Source organism: Sorangium sp. So ce119, assembly GCF_051524405.1.
GTDB lineage: Bacteria > Myxococcota_A > Polyangia > Polyangiales > Polyangiaceae > Sorangium > Sorangium cellulosum_G.
This window is the reverse complement of record NZ_CP150310.1, coordinates 11236243-11255781: the sequence shown is the minus strand read 5'-3', so window position 1 is coordinate 11255781 and position 19539 is coordinate 11236243. Positions and strand designations below refer to the sequence as shown.

Below are 19539 nucleotides of genomic sequence, written 5' to 3'. Positions count from 1 at the left end.
TCCGTCAGGCGCCCGCGCGCGCCCGCTCCGGGAAGAGCGACAGCAGCCCTCCCGGCGAGGCCTCGCACACCCCGCGCTCGGTGATGAGCGCCGTGACCAGCCTCGCGGGCGTCACGTCGAAGGCGTGGTTGGCCGCCGGGCTGCCCGGCGGGGTGATGCGCACCGTCGCCAGCTCGCCGGAGGGCAACCGCCCTGCGACGTCGCAGAGCTCCGAGGGGTCGCGCTCCTCGATGGGGATCTCGCGCACGCCGTCGCGAAGCGTCCAGTCGATGGTCGGTGACGGGAGCGCCACGTAGAAGGGCACGTCGTTGTCTCTGGCGGCGAGCGCCTTGAGGTAGGTGCCGATCTTGTTCGCCACGTCGCCGCGGGCCGTCGTGCGGTCCGTGCCCACGATGCACAGGTCCACCAGGCCATGCTGCATGAGGTGGCCCCCCGCGTTGTCGGCGATGACGGTGTGCGGCACGCCGTGCTGGCCCAGCTCCCACGCCGTGAGGCCGGCGCCCTGGTTGCGCGGCCGCGTCTCGTCCACCCAGACGTGCACGGCGATGCCCGCGTCGTGCGCCATGTAGATCGGCGAGAGCGCCGTGCCCCAGTCCACGGTGGCCAGCCACCCCGCGTTGCAGTGGGTGAGCACGTTCACGCGCCCCTCGCGCCCTCTGCGCGCCCAGGCCTCCTGGAGGAGCTTCAGCCCGTGCTCGCCGATGGCGCGGTTGATAGCGACATCCTCGTCGCACAGCGCCGCCGCGCGCCGGTAAGCGGCGGCCACGCGCTCGGGCGGCGGCAGCGGCGCCACCGCGCGCCGCACCTCGTCGAGCGCCCACCGCAGGTTCACCGCCGTGGGGCGCGCGCCGGCGAGCAGCGCGTACGCCTGCTCCAGCGCCCCATCGGACGCATCCTGCCGCAGCGCGAGGCACATCCCGTAGGCGGCCGTGGCGCCGATGAGGGGCGCCCCGCGCACCAGCATGCCGCGGATCGCGCGCGCGGCGTCGGCCGCCGTGGCCAGCCGCACCGTCGCGAAGTGGTGCGGCAGCCGGGTCTGGTCGATGACCCCGATGGACCAGCCGTCGGCCTCGACCCAGATGGAGCGCATGGGCTTGCCGAGGACCTTCATGGTGAATCCACGCTGCTTGTGCTGTGCGCCATTTGACTCACGCGATTGGGCCATCGACCCGCTCTCTGCGCGGGATAGCGGAAGGATCGAGCCCTTCAAAGCTGGTGAACACCGGGTGGCCGTGCCCGGGGGCGATGGGCACCTTGCCGCGGTCGAGGCACGCGGTGCGCAGCCCGGCGTCGCGGGCCGCGCAGAGCTCGGCCACGCTGTCCGACAGGAAGAGGATGTCCGCGGGCGGCAGGTCGAGCGCCCGGGCGATGATGGAGTACGACCCAGGCTCCACCTTCGGGCCGGTCGTCGTGTCGAAGTAACCGGAGAACAGCGGTGTCAGGTCGCCGTGGGCCGTGTGGCCAAACAGCAGCTTCTGCGCGGCGATCGAGCCGGACGAATAGATGTACAGACGGAGCCCGCGCGCGTGCCAGGCCCGCAAGGCCGCCGCCGCGTCCGCGTGGACGTGGCCTGTGAGCTCGCCCCGCGCGTAGCCCTCGGCCCAGACGAGCCCCTGCAGCGCCTTGAGCGGCGTCGCCTTGCGGTCCTCGTCGATCCAGCGCAGCAAGAGCGCCACGGTGCCCTCGTCCCCCGGCGCCACCTCGCCGGCGAGCGCCCGCGCCTCGTCAAGATACCAGCGCACCGCCGCGTCGTCCCGGCGCGACGCCACGAAGGCCGGGAGGCGCTGGCGGGCGAAGGGAAAGAGCACCTCCTTCACGAAGGCGATGGAGCTCGTCGTCCCCTCGATGTCGGTGACGACCGCGCGCACCGCGCTCACGGCGCGTACCTGGGGAACCGGTCCGCGATGTCGCTCCCCGTGAAATTACCCACCCAGCCGTCCGGGCGCTCGAAGAAGCGGATGGCCGCGAACAGGGGTTGAGGTCCCATGTCGAACCAGTGCCGCATCTCGGCGGGCACGCTGAGGAGATCGCCGCGCGTGCACACGATCTGGAGCACCCGCCGCCCGGCGCGCAGGTAGAAGCAGCCGCTGCCCTCCACCAGGATGCGGGACTCGTCCTCTGTGTGGGTGTGCTCGGACAGGAACTTCTTCCGCGCCTGCTCCGCGTTCGGCGCGTCCGGCCTCATGCGCACCACGTCCACGATCTCGTAGCCGTGCGCCGCGCGCTCGGCCTCCACCACGTGGCGGTAGGCGGCGAGCACCTCCTCCTGGCCGGCGCCGTCCGACAGCGGGATGGAGGCATCGACGCGCTCGAAGCGGACGCCGACGGCGCCGAGCTCGCGGCGGATGTCGTCGAGTTCGGTGTAAACACCCGACGGCCGGTCCGGCTGGTCCTCAGGATAGATGGTCAGGTGACTCATCGACAGAGCCTCATCTTCTCGAGCTCGCAGGTGAGCAGGTGTTCCAGCGCCACCGTGTGGCGGCGCGCCTCGCGCACGGATCGGCCCCAGGCGTAGAGCCCGTGACCCGCGATGAGGTAGCCCACCGCCTCCGGGCGGCGGGCCAGCTCCGCCGACACGCGCGCGGCGAGCCGCGGAACGTCCTGGTCGTTGGGAAAGACGGGGATCACGACGGTCGCATCGTGGGTGCGCGTGTCGCCCAGCGCCTTGAGCAGTTCGAGGCCGCGCAGCGCGATCGCGCCCTCCGCCTCGCGCAGCGACGACAGGAGCGCGCTGACGACCGAATGGGTGTGCAGCACGGCGCCCACCTCGGGGCGCTCGCGGTAAAGGTGGAGGTGCAGCGGCGCCTCCGCCGACGCGCCCGGCGGCGGCAACGCATGGATGTCCGCCACCTGGATATCGGCCTCGGTCAGCTCGCCCTTGTCCACGCCGGAGCGCGTGACAGCCGCGGTGCGCGCGTCGAGCCGGCGCGAGAAATTGCCGCTCGTGGCCGGCACGAAGCCGCGCAGGCTCAAGAAGCACCCCACCTCCACGAGCTCCCGCGCGGCCTCGGCCAGGGTGGACGAGGCCGTGGAAGCTGCCATGGGAGAAGCTGCCGACATGCTCACCTGTCCTCTCCTGGGCCGCCATCTACAACGGGCTCCTCGATGATGCAACTTATTTGCATTTGATGCCCGCGGCGCGGCGACCACCCTGGTTACGGCGACGCGCGATCACGGCTCCGGCGCCGCCTCAGCGCGCGATCGCGTGCGTGTACTTGAGCAGGAGCGCGCGCTCGCGGGCCGCCGCGGCGCCGCCGCGGCGCTCGTCGTGGACCAGCCAGGTCGGTCCCCTCACGGACATGGTGGCACAGGCGCACGTTTTATTGCAACCAAGATACCGTAGTAGTACCAAGGGGGCGCGGCCGGGATCAAGCCCGGCGCCGCGCGCGGCGGCCAGGCAGCAGCGTTGATGGGGTGACTCGCCCGCGTGTCTCCGCTGCCGTGCTCCGCCGAATGGAGGCCTCATGCTGAAGTACACGTCCCAGCTCAGAGCGATCCCCCGCGACGTCGTCGACGGCATGCTCGACGACGTCGCGCGCGCCGACATCCCGTGGACCGAGAACTACTCGCGGTATCAGTCCGGCGGGTGGAAGACCGCCGCGCTCTACAACGCGAGCGGAGACTCGCGGGAGAACGATCTCGCGGACTGCGCGCCCATCCCCACCGAGGTCGTCCCGCGGATGCCGCGGGTCCGCGACTTCATCGAGGGATCAGGCCTCAAGCTGATGTGGGTCAGGCTGCTCCGGCTCGATCCGAACGCGTTCCTGTGGGAGCACACCGACTACGGGGCGCACAACCTGAGCCGCGTTCCCAGGCTCCGGCTCCACGTTCCCCTGAAGACCAACCCGGACGCGCTCATCGTCCTGCCGTCGCGCTCGGTCCACATGAAGAGCGGTTTTCTCTGGAAGCTGTCCCCTCACGAGACGCGCCACGGCGCCTGCAACCGTGGCTCCGAGGAGCGTATCCACCTGATCCTCGACTGCTACATGAACGATCACCTGGAAGAGCTCATCGCCCGGGAGCTCCTCCAGCCCGACGCGGTGCGGGACAAGCCCCGGCTCTCGGAGGAGCGCTTCGCGGAGCTCTGCCGCGACGCCGACGCGCTGATGAGCAGCGGGCCAGAGGACGCCGCAGAGGACCTGTTCCGGAAGGTGTTCCACAGCCATGATCTGGGCTCCCTGTCGAGCTACGACCTCCTCGCGCGCTACTTCGAGGGGCGCGGCGACGCCGCTCGGCGAGATCACTGGTTGAAGGAGAAGGTCACCTTCCTGAACCTCAACGTGCCCGGACATCCGTTTTATCAGCCCGCCCTCGCGTGATACCCGGGCTCCCGGCGTCCTGCCCGCGGCCCCAGGTCCACCCACATCCGCAAGCGCACATCGACTCAGGCGGGTCCAGCGCGCCCCGAGCGGAAAGATACGCCTGCTTGCCAGCGGCGCCGGACCTCCATAGCATCGAAGTTTGCGGGCTCCCGAGGGCCCCCACGCTTGGAGTTGACGGGGCCATCATGCTTGACATCACGCACGCACAGACACGCGCGCTGGAAGACCTCTCTCCGGGCGGCGCCGACGCGCGCCCGGCGCCCCGCCGAGCGCGGGAACGGCGCGCCGACGCCGTGAGCCCTCGCGGCGCCGCGGCGCCCGGCGAGGGCCGCGTCAAGCCGGCGCCCGCGCAGCGCAGCGTCACGGCGCGCGCCGTCCGCTCCGACATGCTGCTCGTGCTGCTCGCCGCGCTCGTCGCGCTGGCCGCGGGCGGCGCCCTCGGGTGCGGCCACGCCTGCAACTACGGATTCTCGCCTTGCCAGTCGGTGTCCTCCGCGTCCCCCACGCCGAACCTCTCGGGCGCAAAGGAGACCTGCCCGACCGAGTATCGCCCGCTGTGCCTCGGCAAGGACAGCCGCTGTGTGACCGACAAGAACGGCTGCCAGGTCTGCGATTGCGTGGAGAGCGGCGCGCCCGCGAGCACGCCCGACCCGCGCGACGTGCGCGACCCGCGCGACGGGCGGTAGCCCTGCACCCCCGAGGAGCGAGCCGATGAATCGAGAGAAGGAACCGAGCCAGGCCGACGCGCTGCTCGCCGAGGCCGAGCGGATCTCGGCGCTGCTCGCCGAGCACGCGGCCCGGCACGATCGCGAAGGCACCTTCCCCGTCGAGGGGCTCGCGGCCACGATCCGCTCGCCGATCAACACGGCGGCGCTCGGCGCCGAGGGCGGCGCCGGCGCGCCGTGCTCGTGGCTCACCTTCGGCCGCATCGTCGCCATCCTCGCCCGGGGCGACGCGTCGTTCGCGACGGCGTGGCTCATGCACCAGGGCGCCATGTCCGTGTTCCGCGCCCTGATCGACCCGGACGAGCGATCCCGCTTCGAGCAGGCGCTCCGCCGCGGCGCGTGGGTCGCCAACGCGCTCTCCGAGCCCACCAGCGGCAACATGTTCCTCGTGCCGCGCCAGGTCGCCCGCAAGGCCGAGCGCGGCCATCGCCTGACGGGCGAGAAGCGCTTCGTGAGCGGGTGCGAGCACGCCGACTGCTTCTTCACGGCCGCGGTCTGCGACGGGCAGCCCGCGTTCTTCCTCATCGACAGGGACGACTCGATCTCCATCGAGCCCATCTGGGACACCCTCGGCATGCGCGCCACGCGCAGCCAGATCGTGCGCTTCCAGGACACGCTCCTGCCCGACGCGCGGCGCCTCGCCGTCGATCCGCTGGCGCCCAACCCCATCCCCGTCGCCGCGGCGTGGCTCTCCATCGGCATCGCCGAGGCCGCCATGGCGGCGGCCGTGGCCTACGCCCGCGAGCGCGTGCTCCCGCCGGGCGACCGGCCCATCGCCGAGCTGCAGTGGGTGCAGTTCGCCGTGGCCGACATGAGCCTGCGCCTCGAGGCTGCGCGCGCCCTGGCCATGCGCACCGCCGAGGCCGCGGACGGCGGCGATCCGTCCTACGGCCTCCTCCAGCTCCAGGCCAAGGCGGTCGCCAACGAGGCCGCCGTCGCGATCACCACCGCGGCCCTGGAGATCGCCGGCGGCGCCGGCTACATGCGCAGCCGCCCGATCGAGCGCCACCTGCGCGACGCGATGAGCGGCCCGCTCATGGCCCTGTCCGGCCCCGTGATCCGCGAGATCGTGGGCAAGGCCCTGCTCGGCGTCGGCACCCCCGAGCAGTAGCCCGCGCGCGCCTGGCTGCCTGCCCGCGCGCGCTCAGCCGAGCAGCTTCCGGAGCTCCTCGAGCAACTCCGGGAAGGCGAGCCCCTTCGAGAGCGCCGCGTCCGGCGCGCGCGCGCCGCCGAGGTCATGGCCGCCGGTCCCGCTGAGCAGCACCGCCCTGGCGCGCGGCAGGCGCGCGCGCAGCGGCCCGATCAGGTCGGCGCCGCGGCCGTCGCCGAGGTGCTGGTCGAGCAGCGCGAGGTCGTACCGCGCGCCCTCCGCCGCGAGCATCCGGCCCGCCTCGCTGAACGAGCCGGCCACGTCGACCTGGAACCCCTCGTCCTCGAGCAGCGCCGCGAGCACGACCCGCGACGCCTCGTCGTCGTCCACGAGCAGCACCGCCGCGCTCACGCCGCCCTCCGGCGCCGCCCCGGCCGGCGCGCCCGCGGCCGCGAGGCCTCGCCCCCGGCCCTCCGCCGCCGCGCGGCGCGATGTCGCGCGGCCCTCAGCACGACCGGGGATCGCTCCGGGCGCGCGCGATCGCGTGCATCAGCTCGCGCACCTCGAACGGCTCGTGCAGGCAGGCGTACCCGCCGCGGCTCGTGAAGGCGTGGATCATCTCCGGCGGCGCGCGCCCGGTCATCGCGATCACCCGGATCTGCGCGCTCGTGCGCCGGAGCAGCTCGCACGTCGTCACGCCGTCGAGCGCCGGCATCACGAGGTCGAGCACGCACACGTCGACCGCCTCGTCCCGGGCGCGCTGGACGGCCGCGTACCCGTCGTACACCGCCTCGGCGCGCAGCCCGGCCGCCCGCAGCCCGGCCACGATCGTCTCCGCGACGTCGGGCAGGTCGTCCACCACGAGCACGGGGCGCGACTCCAGCGCCCGCGCGACGATCCGCGCGAGGTGCTCCATCGAGAACGGCTTGTAGATGACCGCGTAGACGCCCTCGCCGATGCCCTCCTCGATGAGCTTCTCGATCGCGAAGGCGGTCATCAGCACCACCGTGAGCCCCGGCTGGATGCGCCGGAGCTCCCGGAACGTCTCGACGCCGTTGAGGCCGGGCATCTTCACGTCGCTGAGGACGAGCGCGAAGCGCTGCTGCCGCGCGAGCTCGAGGGCGTGCGCCCCGTCGCGCGCCTCGACGACCTCGTACCCTTCGAGCTCGAGGTTCGCGGCGAGCGTGGCGCGCATCCCCTCCTCGTCGTCCACCACGAGCACCCGCCTGGTCGATCGCATCGTCGTCCCGCCTCTCACGCTGGCTGCGGGGCCCCCGTCGCCGGCGCCGCGGCGCGCGGCAGCCGGATCGTGAAGGTCGTCCCCGCCCCGGGCTCGCTCTCCACCGCGATCGTCCCGCCGTGCAGCCGGACGATGCCGGCGGTGATGGCGAGCCCGAGGCCCGTGCCCTTCAGCTTCGTGCTGAAGAGCGGCTCGAAGATCTTCGCGAGGTGCTCCCTGTCGATCCCGGCCCCGTCGTCGGTCACCGAGACGATCACCTCCCCGTCGCACGCGCGCGCCGCGACGCCCACGCGCCCCTCGCGCCCGGCCGGGATCGCCTCGACCGCGTTCTGGATCAGGTTCACGAGCACCTGACGGAACTGATCCTTGTCGAGGCTCGGCACCGGCAGCCCGGGCGGCACCTCGTTCTGGAGGCGCACGTGCGCGGGCGCCTGCACGACCGAGATCGCGTCGTCGACCAGCGGCCCGAGCGGGCACGCCGAGCGGCAGAGCCGGCGCTCGCGGGCGAAGTCCAGGAGATCGTTGATGATCCTGGTGCACGCAAGCAGCTCCTTCTCCATGAGCGCGAGGAACTGCGCGACGCGCGGCTCCGCGCCGAGCTCGGTGCCGGCAAGGCGCTTCCCGAGGTAGTACGCCGCGTTCCTGACGGCGCCGAGCGGGTTCCGCAGCTCGTGGCCGACGCTCGCCGCGAGCTGCCCGATCGCGGCGAGCCGCTCGACGCGCAGCCGGGACTCCTGGGCCTCGCGCAGGCCCTCGGCCATGTGGCGGAGCGCCGCGCCCATGCGCCCGAACTCGTGCTTCCCGAGGTCGGGCACCGTGGACGTCAGGTCGCCCGCGGCGATGCGCCGCGCGCACCCGGTGAGCGCGCTGAACCCGCGCGCCATGGTGCGCAGCAGGCCGCCGAGGAGCACGACGAGGATCACCAGCGCCGCCGCCATCAGGGCGACGCCCGCGCGCCGGATCTGCGCGCCGGCGCGGCCCGCCTCCTCGGTGCTGCGCGCGACGCCGCGCCGCGCGTCGGCGATGGCCGCGTCGATCTGGGGAACGAACCCGCGCTCGTACTCCCGCTCGGGCGCCTCCACGAACCGCCGGTTGGCGCGCCGCTCCCCGGCGCTCGCCAGCCGGGTCACCTCGTCCATGTCCCCGGCGATCCTCGCGAAGCTCACGCGCATCCGGCGCAGGCGCTCGTCCTTCGCCTGCTGCGCCGCGTCCTCGCCCTCGCGGAGGCGCTCGTCGTCGATCCGGGCCCGGCCCAGCGCCTCCACCGTCGCCAGGTCCCGCGCGACGAGCCCGCCGAGGTGGCGCAGCTCCTCGGTGTCCCCGCCGCCGAGGGAGATCTCCGCGGCCTCGCGCATGTAGCGGCTCGCGTGGTTGGCGAGCGTGACGTGCCGGGTGAGGTCCTCGTACGCGAGCTCGGAGCGCCGCTGGAGCAGCGTCATCCGGCCGGAGGTGACGTGGAGCGCCAGGGTGGCGAGCAGCACGACCGACGCGGCCACGGCGAAGATCAGCGCGAGCCCGGTCCGGATGCTCATCGCGGCGGCCCGCCCGCGCCCGCGGTCACGGCGTCGGCCCCGCGGCGCCCGGCGCGCCGGCCAGGGGCAGCTCGATGCAGGTCCGCGTCCCGCGCGGCGCGCCGCTGCCGAGGGTGAGCGTCCCGAAATACCGCCGCGCCACGCGTCCGGCGATGTTGAGCCCGAGGCCGAGGTGGCCTGGCTTTGTCGTGTAGAACGGGCGCGTGATCGCCTCGAGCTCCGCCTCGGGCACGCCCGCCCCGGTGTCGCCGACCTCGATGCGGTAGCGGGCGCCGACCACGCTCCCGCGCAGCGTCACCACGCCGCCCCCGTCCATCGCCTCCGCCGCGTTCTCCACGAGGCACCGCACCGCCAGCGACAGCTCGTCCGGGTCGAGCTCGACCACGCCGTCCGCCGCGTCCATGTCGACGCGGATCCCCGCCCCGGCGATGCGCGCGCACGCCGCCGCCGTGCGGATGCAGTCGAGGGCGCTCGCGCTCACCGTCCGGCGCAGCGGGCGCGCCCGCGAGCCGATGACGTCGTCGACCAGCGCGCTCGCCGCGATCACCTCCTCGTCGATGACGTGGATGAACTGCGCGACGCGCGGGTCGTCCCGACAGACCTGCTCCCGGGAGACCTTCCGCTGGATGAAATACGCCGCATTGCGGATCGTCCCGAAGCAGTTGCGCAGGTCGTGGCGCAGCGTGGCCACGATCTCCTCGGCCGTCGCGGCCTGCTCCGCCGCGCCGAGCGGATCCCGGCGGATCATCGCGGGCGATCCCCCTCCTCGGCGCGCCCCCCGCCTTGCCCGGCCATCACTTGAGGGTTCGGCCCGGGAGCCCGACGTCGCCGAGCCGCGTTGCGCCCAGGGTGCTCGATGTGCGGGAGGCCGGCGGCGGGTACGAGCTCACCCGCCCGCGGTGCGAAGGATCCTGCGGATCCCGGGTCTCCGGCGCCCTGCCGGACAGCGCGATCTTCGCCGAGGCGGGCGGGACGGTCTCCCGCCCCGGGGAGATCGCGTGGGAGCCGACCGCGCGCCTCGTGTGGGCGAGGCGCGCGAGCTCCAGGACGATCCGGGTGATCCGGGCGGGCTCGAACGGCTTGAGGATGACGTAGTGGCGGCCCCCCTCGCTGGAGCGGATGTACTCCTCGGCGCCCGTGATCAGCAGGCAGCTCGTGTAGACCGGCAGCTCGGCGACCCGCGTCAGGAGCTCTTCGCCGTTCATCCCAGGCATCTTGTAGTCGGAGCAGACGACGTGGAACTGGCCTGTCTGCACCATCTCCAGCGCCCGATGGGCCGATCTGCAGGTGGTGACATCGACGTCGTCGGAGAGGATGGCCGCGATGCTGTCCAGCATCCTCTGCTCGTCGTCGACGACGAGCACGCGCAGCCTCTCCTGGGCATACAGGCTCACGTTGCTCCTCTTGTCCTGGGGTATCCCCTCATTTTACAGCCGTTTTCAGCGAAGAATCGAACAGGGAGGCGGGGAGACAGGGAGTATCTTGAAGATTTCCCTCCCCGCCTCCCCGCCGCCCTGTGAATCCTCCGGAGAACTCGAGCGGGATGCCTCAGCCCTCTTGTCTCTTCGTGCGGGATCCGTGCGAAGCGCGTGGATCGAGCCGCTGCCCAGGCGATCGGCGGCGGGAGGCGTCGCGTCATGCCTTGTGCGCTCGCCCGAGCCGTCCTTGCGGTGGAGCCGCGCCGCGACCTCATGCTCTCGAATCGAACCGTGCCATCGTCAAGCAGCGGCGCGGACAGATCAAGAATCTACACCATTCACCCTATCCCGGTAAAGCGATTCCTGATGTTGTCGCGCGTTCGTCACCGTGCGCGGCCTCGCCGGTTCTGGCGTCCTGGTCCTGTTTGTGTTCACGGATTTGAAACATTCGGGTCACGTGGACGATAAGCGCTTCGTCCTGCGCCGCGCGCGGATTGCAACCCTGCAAGGACCGTAGTGGATGGCGGTGAACACACGATGCCTCCAGTTGCAGATCCGAAAGACACGCGCCCGACGGGCGCGGCCCCGGCGGCCCTGTGGCCCGGCGCTTCCGCGCCTGGGTGTCGTCGACTGTGGGAGTCGGCCTGTGGGTGTCGCTCCTGTCGAGTCCGGTACACCGGCTTGTCGGAGCGCAACGCGCCCTGGCGCACCTGCCGGCGCGCAACCGCGAGGTCGAGAAGGTCGCGCAGGGCGACGTGACGGCGCTCGTCCCCGACGGTCAGGCGGGGGAAGACGCAGCCGTCCAGGGGCGACGGTCGCCCCGGAGCGCACCAGCAGCCGGCCGCATCGAGCGCGGCGCCCGGTCGACGACGGCGGAGTGACCGTCGCGATCCGCTCTGGTACGGTGCGCGGGTCCACATGCCTCCGGCCATCGACAAGCGCGCGCTGCTCGCGGCCCTGAAGGAACAGCTCGCCCGCGAGCTCGAGCGCTCCGCCGGGCGGGCGCGCGACGCCGCCAGCGCCGCGACGCACGAGGAGAACCGCGCCGAGGGCGACAAGGACATGCGCGCCACCGAGGCGTCGTACGTGGCGCGCGGGCACAGCGAGCGCGTGCTCCAGGTCGAGCAGGCGCTCGCCAGGCTCGGCGCCGTCGCGGTGCGCGACTTCGGCCCGGACGCCGGCATCGAGAGCTCGGCGCTCGTCGAGCTGGAGAGCGGCAAGCGGCGCGCGCTCTACTTCCTGCTGCCCGCGGCCGGCGGCGAGCGCATGCAGTTCCAGGGGGTCGAGCTGCAGACGCTCGCCACGACGAGCCCGCTCGGCGCGTCCCTGCTGGGCCTGTCCGAGGGCGACGAGGCCGAGGTCGCCACGCCGCAGGGCACGCGCACGTACCTGATCACCAGCGTGCGGTGAATCCCGGCCCGCGGGCGCGCGGGGCCTCGCCGGGCCGCGCGCCTTTCGACCGGGCGCCGCCTGCCGCGCCCGCGTCCGAAAAAAAGAAGCTCGCCCTCGTAGGGAGCCCCGCCCCGCCGGCGTCCCAGGGATGAACGACCCGCTCGGCACGACGCGGGCGACCCAGGAGAAGAGTCCATGATGCAGTCTCGTTGGTGGAGGCTTGGTGGGATCTTGCCGCTCGTCGGCGCGCTCGTCGGCGCGGCCGGTTGCACCGCGGAGACGGGCCAGACCGACACGTCCCCGCGCGAGGAGGCCGCCGAGGCGGCGCTCGCCCAGGGGCCGAAGGGCGGCCGCGGTGAGGCCGGCGGCCACCGGAGGGGCTTCGGCCACCACGGCGGCGCGCACGGCCCCGAGCACCTGCTGCGGGCGGCGCTCCACGAGCTCGACCTGTCGGACGCGCAGGAGTCGACCATCGAGGGCGCGTTCGAGGGCCTGCGCGACGGCGCGAAGGAGCGCCCGGAGCCCGGGGCGGTGTTCGCGGCGCTCGCCGAGGGTGTGCGCGCGGGCAAGATCGATCGGGCCGCGATCGAGGCGAAGCTCCCCGACGCGGGCCGCCTGGCCGAGGAGCGCCGCGCGCGCGTCGCCGGGGCGCTGAGCACGCTGCACGCGACGCTCACGAAGGAGCAGCGGCGCGAGCTCGTCGACGCGGTCGCCGCGAGGATGGACAAGCACGGGGAGAAGGGCGACCGCGGCGAGCGCGCCGGGATGCGCGGCCCCGGCATGAAGGGCGGCCCCGGCATGAAGGGCGGCCCCGGCATGAAGGGCGGCCCGCTGGGCCACCTCCTCCGCGGCCTCGACCTGCGCGACGATCAGCGGGCGCAGATCGACAAGGCGCTCGAGGGCGCGCGCCCGACCGACGCCGACCGCGAGGCGCGCCAGCAGGAGCACGCGAAGAAGCGCGCCGAGATGCGCGCGCGGCTCGAGACGTTCGCCGCGGACCGCTTCGACGCGAGCGCGTTCCTGCCGGCCATGGACGCGAAGATGGGCCCGCGGGCGCACCTCGACCGCATGATCGACGCGCTCGCCGCCGTCGTCCCGGTCCTCGACGAGGCGCAGCGCAACGAGCTCGCCGATCGCCTCGAGAAGGGCCCGGCCGCCGGCAAGCTCGGGCGCGGCCAGCACGGCCCCGGCCAGCACGGCCCCGGCCGCGGCGAGCACGGCCCCGGCCGCGGCGAGCACGGCCCCGGCCGCGGCGAGGGCGGCCCCGCGCGCCGCTGAGCGCCGGTCCCTGTGGCGCGCGCGTTGCGATGAGAGCAGAATCGCGAGGGCTCGTGATCGTCGACCTGAGGCTCGTCGCAGCGCGCGTCGCCAGGGGCGATGACGCGGCCTTCCGGCAGATCGTCGAGCACACGCGCGCGCCGATGTACCGCCTCGCCGCGCGCCTCGTCGGCGACCTCGCGGAGGCCGAGGACGCCCTGCAGGAGGCGTTCGTGGACGCCTACCGCGCCCTGCGCGAGGGGCGCTACGACGGGAGATCGAAGGTGGAGACCTGGCTGTACCGCATCGTGACGAACGCCTGCCTCGACGCCCTCCGGCGCCGCCGCGACACCCCGCGCGAGGCGCGCGAGGCGTCGACCGAGCCGCGCTTCGACGGCCTCGTCTCCGCCGAGGCGCGCGTCGCGCTGCGCGAGCTCGACGCGCTGCTCGCCGCGCTGCCGCCCCAGGAGCGCGCCGCGCTCGTCCTCGTCGCCGTCGAGGGGCTGCCCGCGAAGGAGGCCGCGGCCGCGCTCGGTTGCTCCGAGGGCGCGGTCGAGCAACGTTTGGTGCGCGCCCGGGCCGCGCTCCGCGCGCGACAGATCGAGAAGGAGGCGCCGCATGCCTGACCGCGACGACGACCGGACCGACCTCGATCGGGATCTCGCGCGCCTCGCGGCCGCGACCGATCGGCTGGACGTCGACGACGCCGACGACCGCTTCACCGAGGCGGTCCTCCGCGCCGCGAAGGCCGACGACGAGAAGGCCGACGACGACCCGCTGGCCCGCATCGCCCGCGCGACGGACGGCCTCGCGCCCGACGCCGCCTTCACCGACGCGGTCCTCCGCGCCGCGACGGCCGCGCCCGCGACGGCCGCGCCCGCGCGCCCTGCGATGGCCGACGGCATCGTCCGCTCGGGCCGCGCGGCGATCCTCGTCACCGCCCTCGCCGCGGCCGCGAGCGTCCTGTTCTTCCTGCAGACGCAGCGCGACTTCGACAGCGCGATCATGGCCTCCGTGGACACCCTCGAGGCGAGCGAATGACCGAGCCCTCCTCGTCCCCGCCCCCGCCCTCCCCTGCGCGCTGGAAGCCCCTCGCCGTGCTCGCCGCCGTCTTCCTCTTCGGCGGGGTCGCCGGCGCGGCCATCGGCCGCGGCACGGCCCTGAGCGACCTCGAGGCCACCTTCCGGCGCCCTCCGACCGAGGCGCGCGCCCAGTTCCGCCTCGGGGCCATGCGTCGTCACCTCGACCTCACGAGCGACCAGGTGCGCGAGCTCAAGGCCACCCTGGCCGAGGCCGAGTCCGAGCGGGAGCGGCTCCTCGCCGAGTGCCGCCCCGCGCTCGACGAGCTCCGCGACCGCACCGACGCCCGCGTGAAGAGCGTCCTCACGCCCGAGCAGCGGGCCCGCTACGAGGAGCTCGAGGCCGAGCGGCGGCAGCGCCCCGGCCCGCCCCACGGCCCGGGGCACCCCGGCCGCGGGCGTGGGCCCGGGTGGCGGGGCGACTGAGAGAAGAGAAGAGGACCGCAAGGGCGCGAGGAACGCCGTTGCACGCGCGCGACGGCCAGCGGATCACACCGGTGGCAAAACGACACACACCGCGTACTGCCGACCTCGCCAGTCCAGCAGCCCGGCCAGAGATCCGCGGAGAGATTCAACGCAAAGGCGCAAAGGCGCAAAGGCGCAAAGGCGCGAGAAGGGACAGATGCTCTCCCTTGCGTCCTTGCGTCTTTGCGTCTTTGCGTTCAAATTTCTCCGCTCGCGCGGCAGATCCCCGGCAGGATAGCTGCCCCACGGGGCTAGGCGAGATCCTCTTCTTGCAGCGCGCAGTTGATCCCGAACGCCGCGTCCGCCCCCTCGGCGGCGGCCATGATGGCGAGCAAGACGTCCCTCGACGCGTCCCCGGCGACGAACACCCCCTCGCACGTCGTCTCCTCGTGCCTGTCCGCCGTCTCCACGCCGCGCGCTTCCGTGACCTTGCAGCGGAGCTTCTTCGCGAGATCCGACCCCTGCTCCAGCGTCGTCTTCAGGAAGAGCGCGCGGCGCTCCACGGCGCTGCCGTCCTCGAACACCACGCGTTCCAGCAGCCCGTCCCTGCCCTCGAGCCGGGCGATCCGCCCCTCGCGCACGCCGACGCCGTGCCGCTCGAGCCGCTGCGCCTCGGCCTTCGGGATCGACGCCGGGCCGTCCGTGAAAAGCACGACATCGTCGCTCCACGTCTTCATGTTCACGGCCATCAGGACCCCCGTACACCCTTGTCCATAAACGCCGATCGGCTGGTCCCGCACCTCCCAGCCCTCGCAGTAGGGACAGTGGTGCACGCTCTTGCCATACATGGCGGCGAGGCCCGGGAGATCCGGTAGCCGGTCGACGAGCCCTGTCGCGAGCAGCAGCTTGCGGCAGACGAGGCGCTCGCCTCCCTCCAGCGTCACCTCGAAGCGCCTGTCCTCGCGACGGACCCCCGCGACGGTCACCTCGCGGATCTCGACGCCGTAGGGCTGAAGCTGCTCGCGCCCTATCCGCCTGAGCTCGGACGGCGCGATGCCGTCGCGCGACAGGAAGCCGTGCATCTCGTGCGCCGCGTGGTTGCGGTACTGACCGGAATCGCACACGAGGACGCGCCTCCGGCACCGCCCCAGGATGAGCGCTGCGCTGAGGCCGGCGGGCCCGCCGCCGACGATGATCACGTCGTATCCCGGGAGATCGTCTTTCCGTGTGGGCATGGGTGACGGCCCGCCTCGCAACCGGCGCGCCGAGCGCGGGTCGAGCCCGCCGCCCGCGCGGCGGCCCCCGATCTGCCGGGAACGTGCTGGACACCGCTCAGCTCGGAGGCCGCTCGTCACCGGGCGTAAGGTCGCCGGCCGCCCGCCGTTCCCCCGGGCATGCCCCGGAGCCGCTCTCCTCGCCGCGTGCGCGCGAGCCTGTCCGTCGCCCTCCTCTCGGCCGTCGTCCTGACCAGCGGGTGCGCCCGCTCGGAGCGCTCCCCCTCGGCGATGGAGTCCTCCGCGGCGCCCGCGCCCATGCAGACCGCGGCGCTCAACCTGCAGGCGCAGGGGCCTTCGCCCGGGGTGCCGCCGCTCTCCCAGCGGGCGATGCGGATCACGGTCGAGACAACGGTCCTTGTCGACGCCTTCGACCCGGCGATGCAGCGGCTCCGGACGGCGGTCGAGGAGCACGGCGGGTACGTCAGCGAGGCCAGGGTGCACAGCGGCCCGCACCGCAGCGCGTCGCTCGAGGCGCGGGTCCCCGCGGCGAGGGTCGGCGCGTTCCGCGCCGTGGTGGCCTCGGTCGGCGCCGTGGTCGCCGACGCGGAGAAGGCGGAGGACGTGACCGAGCAGCGCGCGGACATCGGCGCGCGGCTCCGCAACGCCCGCGCCCAGGAGAAGCGGCTGCTCGACCTGCTGTCGGACCGGACCGGGAGCCTCGCGGACGTGGTGGCGGTCGAGAACCAGCTCGCGACCGTGCGCGGGACGATCGAGCAGATCGAGGCGCAGGAGCGGCTCCTGGAGGGCCAGATCGCCTATGCGACGGTGAAGCTCTCGATCACCACGCGTTATGAAGAGCAGCCCGAGGGCGCCGGCGGCAGGATCGCCCGCGCGGCCAGGGAGGGCATCGAGAACGCGGGGGCCTTCGTGGTGAACGCCGCGGTCCTCGTCGCGACCGCCGGCCCCACCCTGCTGCTCCTGGTGGCGCTCGGCGCCGTCGTGTACTACGCGCTCCGCGCCGTGGCCCGGCGCCGCGCCGCGGCGAGGCCGCGCCCGCCGTTCCCGCCGGGCCCCGCGCAGCCGTACCCGTATGGCCCGCCGGCGGCGTACGGCCCGTACGGCCCGCAAGGCGCGCCGCCGCCGCACGGCACACCCGCGCATCATGGCTCGCAAGGCGCGCCGCCGCCGCACGGCGCACCGGCGCATCAAGGCCCGCAAGGCGCGCCGCCGCCGCACGGCACGCCCGACAACGGGGGCGAGGCCGACCCCGGGTGAGCCCACTGCGCCAGCAACCTCACCGGCAGCCCGGACGACCACCCGGGTGATCACCGTCTACCTGCCTGACCCTCCCGCGCGCCGCGCCTACCGCGCCGGGCTGGAGGCCGGCACCAGCGCCAGCACCCGCGCGGGCGCGCCGCTGCCGCGCCCGAGCGGGAGCGGCGCGACCATCACGACCGCCCCTGTCTCCGGGAGCTGCTCCAGGTTGGCGAGGTTCTCGATGTGGTACCCGCCGGCCCCGAGGAACGCCTTGTGCTGCTCGAACGTCTGGCTCGGCCCCGGATCGGTCGAGAGGGTGTCGATGCCGACGCCGCGGACGCCGCGCTCGCGCAGGTAGCGGCTCGCCTCCACCGACACCCCGGGGAAGTGCATGACGCCCTTCGCGTCCTGGTTCCTGTACTTCGCCGGATCGGACCAGCGGGCCCCCCAGCCCGTCCGGACCAGCACGATGTGCCGCGCGCCGAGCGCCCCGTGCCGCGCCTCCCAGCCCCGGAGATCGTCCACGGTGACCAGGTAATCGGGGCTCGCCGCCGCCTTCGTCGTCACGTCCACGACCGCCGCTGGCCCCACGAGCTGCTCCGGCGCGATCTGCTCGACGGTCGCCGCCCCGGCCCTGAAGTGCGCCGGCGCGTCCACGTGCGTGCCCGCGTGCTCGTCCATCGCGAATCGGTTGGAGTAATACGCGTCCTTCTCGACGGTGCTGAGCGTCTCCAGGGCAAAGGGCTTGTTGCCCGGGTACAGCGGGATCTCCGGCGTGATCGGGTGCGTCAGGTCGACGACCCGCGCCGAGGCGATGTCGAGCCCCCCGGGCGCGCCCTGCCCGGACGACGGCGCCGGCCCCTCGGCCTGCGCGGCGGGCGGCGGCGCCGCGGCGGGCGGCGACGTCGCCGCGGGCGCGCACGCCGCGAGGGCGAGCGCCGCCGGGCACAGCGCGTGGGCCGCGGCCACCTTGGCGCCCGCGGGGAGGAAGCTGGCGATGCCTGTTCCGTGCGCCTTCTGCATGGCGCGGATGTCATCACAGGCCCGCTGGCGCCACAAGGCGGCGCGCGAGCGAGCTCACACCTCGTGCAGCTTCACCCGGCGCCGCAGGTGGTTGAGCAGATCGATGCGGGTGACGAGCCCGACGAACTCGTCGCCGTCGGTCACGATGGGCACGAGCCCCGCGTCGAACATCGGCAGGAGATCCCGGATCGGCGTCCGCACGTCGACCGTGCGGAGCCGCGTCGTCATCGCCGTCTCCACCGGCTGGCGGAAGCGCGACACGTCGTCGACGGCCGCCAGCAGGAGGTCCGACTCGTCCACCAGGCCGACGATCTTGCCGCCCTCCAGGACGGGGAGCTGCGACACGTCGTAGAGCTTCATCCTCGCATAGGCCACGAGGAGCGCGTCCTGCCGCTGCACCGTGACCACCGCCCTGTCGGCGTGGCGGCGCGAGATCACGTCGCGCAGATCGCCTGTCGGCTCGCGGTCCGTGAAGCCTTGATCGGCCATCCAGAAGTCGTTGTACATCTTCGACAGGTACTTGTTGCCGCTGTCGCAGACGAGCGTGCAGACCCGCTTCGGCGACGACTGCTCGCGGCAGTAGCGCAGGGCCGCCGCGAGCAGCGTCCCGGAGGACGAGCCGGCGAGGATGCCCGTCCTGGAGAGGAGCAGCCGCGCCGTCTCCAGGCTCTCGCGGTCGGAGATCGTGTAGGCGAGCTGGACCCGGGAGAGGTCGAGGATCGGCGGGAGGAAGTCCTCGCCGATGCCCTCCACGAGCCACGAGCCCGCCTTGCCGAGGTTGCCCGTCTTGACGTAGCCGGCCAGCACCGAGCCCTCCGGGTCGGCGAGCACCATCTCGCACCGCGGCTGCGCCTTGGCGAAGTAGCGCGAGAGCCCGGTCATGGTGCCGCCCGAGCCGACGCCGCACACCATCGCGTCGATCCTGTGGCCGAGCTGCGCGGCGATCTCCGGGCCGGTCCCTGTCTCGTGCGCGAGGGCGTTGGCGGGGTTCTCGAACTGGTTCACGTAGAACGCGCCCTCTTCCCGCGCGATGCTGGCCGCCAGGTCCTGGTAATAGCTCGGGTGGCCCTTCTCGACGTCGGAGCGCGTCATCACCACGTTCGCGCCGAGCGCCTTCAGGTGAAAGACCTTCTCCTGGCTCATCTTGTCGGGGATCACGAGCGTCAGCCGGTAGCCCTTCCGCGCGGCGACGAGCGCGAGGCCGAGCCCGGTGTTGCCCGCCGTCGCCTCGACCAGGTGCCGCCGGTCGCCGCCGAGCTGCCCGGCCCTCTCGGCCGCCTCGATCATCGACAGCCCGATGCGATCCTTGATGCTGCCGCCCGGGTTCTGGCTCTCCATCTTGAGGAAGAGCTCGCACGGGCCCGTGTCGAGCTGAGTGACCTTGATCATCGGTGTGTGGCCGATGAGAGAGACGATGTTCTCGGCGGGCGGGGGGGTCGGCATCGGCGTCGTCATGACAGCTCAACGGTCACACGAGGCGCACCGCCTGTCGAGGTGTTCGGCCGTCGATGACGCGCGCGTCAACGCCGGGCGGCCCTGGAAAACAGACAAAGGTCCGTTATCGTGGATTGTACGCTGCGGC

At 73.3% G+C, this 19539-nt stretch carries 21 protein-coding genes; 9 read left to right on the top strand and 12 right to left on the bottom strand.

Annotation, left to right across the window (positions count from 1 at the left end):
• Nucleotides 1–4: 4 nt before the first annotated feature.
• From mtnA to WME76_RS42450, 4 genes are read right to left on the bottom strand one after another with little or no spacing between them, the layout of a single operon-like run.
• Nucleotides 5–1111: an S-methyl-5-thioribose-1-phosphate isomerase gene (gene mtnA / locus WME76_RS42465; RefSeq protein ID WP_437957858.1), complete on the bottom strand. Its 1107-nt coding sequence runs from the start codon at nt 1109–1111 to the stop codon at nt 5–7.
• A gap of 37 nt (nt 1112–1148) precedes the next feature.
• A complete protein-coding gene (mtnC, locus tag WME76_RS42460; protein ID WP_437957857.1) occupies nt 1149–1877 on the bottom strand; it encodes an acireductone synthase in 729 nt (242 codons plus the stop codon).
• Nucleotides 1874–2419, bottom strand: a complete 546-nt coding sequence (locus tag WME76_RS42455; RefSeq protein ID WP_437957856.1) for a 1,2-dihydroxy-3-keto-5-methylthiopentene dioxygenase — start codon at nt 2417–2419, stop codon at nt 1874–1876. The genes mtnC and WME76_RS42455 overlap by 4 nt, the downstream gene beginning before the upstream one ends.
• Nucleotides 2416–3042, bottom strand: coding sequence for a methylthioribulose 1-phosphate dehydratase (locus WME76_RS42450; protein WP_437957855.1), 627 nt, complete (start codon nt 3040–3042; stop codon nt 2416–2418). Before WME76_RS42450 ends, WME76_RS42455 begins: the two co-directional genes overlap by 4 nt.
• A gap of 422 nt (nt 3043–3464) precedes the next feature.
• Between WME76_RS42450 and WME76_RS42445 the strand changes: the two genes are divergently transcribed.
• The 3 genes from WME76_RS42445 to WME76_RS42435 all read left to right on the top strand — a co-directional run bounded on the left by WME76_RS42445 (nt 3465) and on the right by WME76_RS42435 (nt 6158).
• Nucleotides 3465–4319 carry an aspartyl/asparaginyl beta-hydroxylase domain-containing protein gene (locus WME76_RS42445; protein ID WP_437957854.1) on the top strand — a complete coding sequence of 285 codons (855 nt, stop codon included), beginning with the start codon at nt 3465–3467 and terminating at the stop codon, nt 4317–4319.
• 188 nt (nt 4320–4507) lie between these two features.
• Nucleotides 4508–5008, top strand: a complete 501-nt coding sequence (locus WME76_RS42440) for a hypothetical protein (protein WP_437957853.1) — start codon at nt 4508–4510, stop codon at nt 5006–5008.
• Nucleotides 5009–5033: 25 nt separating this feature from the next.
• Nucleotides 5034–6158: an acyl-CoA dehydrogenase family protein gene (locus tag WME76_RS42435; protein WP_437957852.1), complete on the top strand. Its 1125-nt coding sequence runs from the start codon at nt 5034–5036 to the stop codon at nt 6156–6158.
• 33 nt (nt 6159–6191) lie between these two features.
• Here the strand turns inward: WME76_RS42435 and WME76_RS42430 are convergent, their stop codons facing one another.
• The 5 genes from WME76_RS42430 to WME76_RS42410 all read right to left on the bottom strand — a co-directional run bounded on the left by WME76_RS42430 (nt 6192) and on the right by WME76_RS42410 (nt 10303).
• On the bottom strand, nt 6192–6548 hold the full coding sequence (locus WME76_RS42430) for a response regulator (protein WP_437957851.1): 357 nt from the start codon (nt 6546–6548) through the stop codon (nt 6192–6194).
• Between the two features lie 94 nt (nt 6549–6642).
• The gene (locus WME76_RS42425; protein ID WP_437957850.1) at nt 6643–7377 is read right to left on the bottom strand and encodes a response regulator; all 735 of its coding nucleotides are present in this window, start codon (nt 7375–7377) and stop codon (nt 6643–6645) included.
• A 14-nt stretch (nt 7378–7391) separates the two neighbouring features.
• The gene (locus WME76_RS42420) at nt 7392–8909 is read right to left on the bottom strand and encodes a sensor histidine kinase (protein WP_437957849.1); all 1518 of its coding nucleotides are present in this window, start codon (nt 8907–8909) and stop codon (nt 7392–7394) included.
• Nucleotides 8910–8934: 25 nt separating this feature from the next.
• A complete protein-coding gene (locus WME76_RS42415) occupies nt 8935–9657 on the bottom strand; it encodes a sensor histidine kinase (protein ID WP_437957848.1) in 723 nt (240 codons plus the stop codon).
• A gap of 46 nt (nt 9658–9703) precedes the next feature.
• The gene (locus WME76_RS42410) at nt 9704–10303 is read right to left on the bottom strand and encodes a response regulator (protein WP_437957847.1); all 600 of its coding nucleotides are present in this window, start codon (nt 10301–10303) and stop codon (nt 9704–9706) included.
• 942 nt (nt 10304–11245) lie between these two features.
• Here WME76_RS42410 and WME76_RS42405 point away from each other — a divergent pair.
• The 5 genes from WME76_RS42405 (at nt 11246) to WME76_RS42385 (ending at nt 14481) form a co-directional block, all read left to right on the top strand.
• Nucleotides 11246–11737 (top strand): GreA/GreB family elongation factor, encoded by a 492-nt coding sequence (locus WME76_RS42405; protein ID WP_061616286.1) that lies wholly within the window; start codon nt 11246–11248, stop codon nt 11735–11737.
• Between the two features lie 177 nt (nt 11738–11914).
• Nucleotides 11915–12997, top strand: coding sequence for a Spy/CpxP family protein refolding chaperone (locus tag WME76_RS42400; protein WP_437957846.1), 1083 nt, complete (start codon nt 11915–11917; stop codon nt 12995–12997).
• 53 nt (nt 12998–13050) lie between these two features.
• Nucleotides 13051–13602: an RNA polymerase sigma factor gene (locus WME76_RS42395; RefSeq protein ID WP_437957845.1), complete on the top strand. Its 552-nt coding sequence runs from the start codon at nt 13051–13053 to the stop codon at nt 13600–13602.
• On the top strand, nt 13595–14017 hold the full coding sequence (locus tag WME76_RS42390) for a hypothetical protein (RefSeq protein ID WP_437957844.1): 423 nt from the start codon (nt 13595–13597) through the stop codon (nt 14015–14017). Before WME76_RS42395 ends, WME76_RS42390 begins: the two co-directional genes overlap by 8 nt.
• Entirely contained in the window at nt 14014–14481 is a 468-nt protein-coding gene (locus WME76_RS42385) for a hypothetical protein (protein WP_437957843.1), read from the top strand. The genes WME76_RS42390 and WME76_RS42385 overlap by 4 nt, the downstream gene beginning before the upstream one ends.
• 290 nt (nt 14482–14771) lie before the next feature.
• Here the strand turns inward: WME76_RS42385 and WME76_RS42380 are convergent, their stop codons facing one another.
• Nucleotides 14772–15695, bottom strand: a complete 924-nt coding sequence (locus tag WME76_RS42380) for an NAD(P)/FAD-dependent oxidoreductase (RefSeq protein WP_437957842.1) — start codon at nt 15693–15695, stop codon at nt 14772–14774.
• Nucleotides 15696–15881: 186 nt separating this feature from the next.
• Here WME76_RS42380 and WME76_RS42375 point away from each other — a divergent pair, with 186 nt between their 5' ends.
• A complete protein-coding gene (locus WME76_RS42375) occupies nt 15882–16952 on the top strand; it encodes a DUF4349 domain-containing protein (RefSeq protein ID WP_437957841.1) in 1071 nt (356 codons plus the stop codon).
• Nucleotides 16953–17039: 87 nt separating this feature from the next.
• On the opposite strand, the gene WME76_RS42370 is transcribed toward WME76_RS42375, so the two are convergent.
• Nucleotides 17040–17957, bottom strand: a complete 918-nt coding sequence (locus tag WME76_RS42370) for a cyclase family protein (protein WP_437957840.1) — start codon at nt 17955–17957, stop codon at nt 17040–17042.
• A 54-nt stretch (nt 17958–18011) separates the two neighbouring features.
• Nucleotides 18012–19412, bottom strand: a complete 1401-nt coding sequence (locus WME76_RS42365; protein ID WP_437957839.1) for a pyridoxal-phosphate dependent enzyme — start codon at nt 19410–19412, stop codon at nt 18012–18014.
• Between the last annotated feature and the right edge of the window lie 127 nt (nt 19413–19539).